We start from the raw sequence: 3,210 nt of genomic DNA, 5'->3' as shown, positions 1-3,210 counted from the left end.
GCCTCTCCGCAGGTCGGGCCGGGAAATCGGCGCGGGGACCCGGGCTCGGGGACTCGGCCCTGCTCGGCACGGATCGGCTTCGACAGGCGCTACGGACCTGTTTCCGGTGAGGTTCGCTCACCTTCGCCGCGACAGGTCGGACGGGCCCGCGCATGACCATTCGGCCGCAGTGTATTAGGGTTATCTCGACATCGAGATATCTGCCGAGGTGCACCGCAGCCGCCACAGCCCGGTAAGGGATGCCTAACTTAGCCTTACCTTAGCGGATTGGTCCAGGCGCAGTGGCGGCACCACGCGGCGGTAGCCGCAAAGGGTTTGCGGTGTGGTGGTACGCGCACATCAATGAAGGAGACTGTCGTGTCGGCGAACAGCTTCGACGCCCGCAGCACGCTGCAGGTGGGCGACGAGTCGTACGAGATCTTCCGGCTGGACAAGGTCGAGGGCGCCGCGCGCCTTCCCTACAGCCTGAAGGTGCTGCTGGAGAACCTGCTCCGTACCGAGGACGGCGCGAACATCACCGCCGACCACATCCGCGCGCTCGGCTCCTGGGACTCCCAGGCCCAGCCGTCGGAGGAGATCCAGTTCACCCCGGCCCGTGTGATCATGCAGGACTTCACCGGTGTCCCCTGTGTCGTGGACCTCGCCACCATGCGCGAGGCCGTCAAGGAGCTGGGCGGTGACCCGGCGAAGATCAATCCGCTGGCGCCGGCCGAGCTGGTCATCGACCACTCCGTCATCGCCGACAAGTTCGGCACCAACGACGCCTTCAAGCAGAACGTCGACCTGGAGTACGGCCGCAACAAGGAGCGCTACCAGTTCCTGCGCTGGGGCCAGACCGCCTTCGACGAGTTCAAGGTCGTCCCGCCCGGCACCGGCATCGTCCACCAGGTGAACATCGAGCACCTGGCCCGTGTCGTCATGACCCGTGACGGCAAGGCCTACCCCGACACCCTGGTCGGCACCGACTCGCACACCACCATGGTCAACGGCCTCGGCGTCCTCGGCTGGGGCGTCGGCGGCATCGAGGCCGAGGCCGCCATGCTCGGCCAGCCGGTCTCCATGCTGATCCCGCGCGTCGTCGGCTTCAAGCTGACCGGCGAGCTGCAGCCCGGCACCACCGCCACCGACCTGGTGCTGACCATCACCGAGATGCTGCGCAAGCACGGCGTCGTCGGCAAGTTCGTCGAGTTCTACGGCGAGGGCGTCGCCGCGACGAGCCTGGCCAACCGCGCCACCATCGGCAACATGTCGCCGGAGTTCGGCTCCACCGCCGCGATCTTCCCGATCGACGACGAGACGCTGAACTACCTGCGCCTGACCGGCCGCAGCGACCAGCAGGTCGCGCTCGTCGAGGCGTACGCCAAGCAGCAGGGCCTCTGGCTGGATCCGAAGGCCGAGCCGGACTTCTCCGAGAAGCTCGAGCTGGACCTGGCCACCGTCGTGCCGTCCATCGCCGGCCCGAAGCGCCCGCAGGACCGCATCGTCCTCGCCGACGCCAAGGCCCAGTTCGCCCAGGACGTACGCAACTACGTCAAGGACGGCGGCGACGTCGACGAGGCCAGCAAGGAGTCCTTCCCGGCCTCCGACTCGCCGGCCATCTCCAACGGCGCCCCCAGCCACAAGGTGAAGGTCACCGCCGCCGACGGCGCGGAGTACGAGCTCGACCACGGCCACGTCACCGTCGCCGCGATCACCTCCTGCACCAACACCTCCAACCCGTACGTCATGGTCGCCGCCGCCCTGGTGGCCAAGAAGGCGGTCGAGAAGGGCCTGACCCGCAAGCCGTGGGTCAAGACCACCCTCGCCCCGGGCTCCAAGGTCGTCACCGACTACTTCGACAAGGCGGGCCTGACCCCGTACCTCGACAAGGTCGGCTTCAACCTGGTCGGCTACGGCTGCACCACCTGCATCGGCAACTCCGGCCCGCTGCCGGACGAGGTCTCCCAGGCCGTCAACGAGCACGACCTCGCCGTCACCTCGGTCCTCTCCGGCAACCGCAACTTCGAGGGCCGGATCAACCCCGACGTCAAGATGAACTACCTGGCGTCCCCGCCGCTGGTCGTCGCTTACGCCCTCGCCGGCTCGATGAAGGTGGACATCACCCGCGAGTCCCTCGGCCTGGACCAGGACGGCAACCCGGTCTTCCTGAAGGACATCTGGCCGAGCGAGGCCGAGGTCAACGACGTCGTCGCCAACACCATCGGCGAGGACATGTTCACCAAGTCCTACGCCGACGTCTTCGCCGGCGACGCCCAGTGGCAGGCGCTGCCGATCCCGACCGGCAACACCTTCGAGTGGGACGCCGAGTCCACCTACGTCCGCAAGCCCCCGTACTTCGAGGGCATGGGCATGGACCCGGCCCCGGTCGAGGACATCGCCGGCGCCCGCGTCCTCGCCAAGCTGGGCGACTCGGTCACCACCGACCACATCTCCCCGGCCGGTGCCATCAAGGCCGACACCCCGGCCGGCAAGTACCTCACGGAGCACGGCGTCGAGCGCCGCGACTTCAACAGCTACGGCTCCCGCCGCGGCAACCACGAGGTCATGATCCGCGGTACGTTCGCCAACATCCGCCTGCGCAACCAGATCGCGCCGGGCACCGAGGGCGGCTACACGCGCGACTTCACGAAGGACGACGCCCCGGTCTCGTTCATCTACGACGCCTCGCGCAACTACATCGACCAGGGCATCCCGCTGGTCGTCCTGGCGGGCAAGGAGTACGGCTCCGGCTCGTCCCGCGACTGGGCCGCCAAGGGCACCGCGCTGCTCGGCGTCAAGGCCGTCATCGCCGAGTCGTACGAGCGCATCCACCGCTCGAACCTCATCGGCATGGGCGTCCTGCCGCTCCAGTTCCCGGAGGGCCACACCGCCGAGACGCTCGGCCTCACCGGCGAGGAGACCTTCTCCTTCACCGGCGTCACCGAGCTGAACAACGGCACCATCCCGAGCACGGTGAAGGTCACCACCGACACCGGCGTCGAGTTCGACGCGGTCGTCCGCATCGACACCCCCGGCGAGGCGGACTACTACCGCAACGGCGGCATCCTGCAGTACGTGCTGCGCAGCCTGATCAGCAAGTGACCTGATCGGCTAACAAGCGGTACCGCAGGGCAGTTGAGGGCCGCATCCCGTCCACCGGGGTGCGGCCCTCGCCGTTGTCCCGCTCCTGCCCCGCTCCCGTCCCGTCCCGGTCCCCGTCCTTTCCTCACC

General features: G+C 68.3%; 1 protein-coding gene. It reads left to right on the top strand.

What is annotated here, in order from left to right:
• Positions 1–357 precede the first annotated feature (357 nt).
• Positions 358–3,081, top strand: a complete 2,724-nt coding sequence (gene acnA, locus AOK11_RS37515) for an aconitate hydratase AcnA (protein WP_055598096.1) — start codon at positions 358–360, stop codon at positions 3,079–3,081.
• Positions 3,082–3,210 lie beyond the last annotated feature (129 nt).

This window comes from Streptomyces hirsutus (genome assembly GCF_001418415.1).
Taxonomy (GTDB): Bacteria; Actinomycetota; Actinomycetes; order Streptomycetales; family Streptomycetaceae; genus Streptomyces; species Streptomyces hirsutus.
This window is presented reverse-complemented; position numbering and strand designations above follow the sequence as displayed.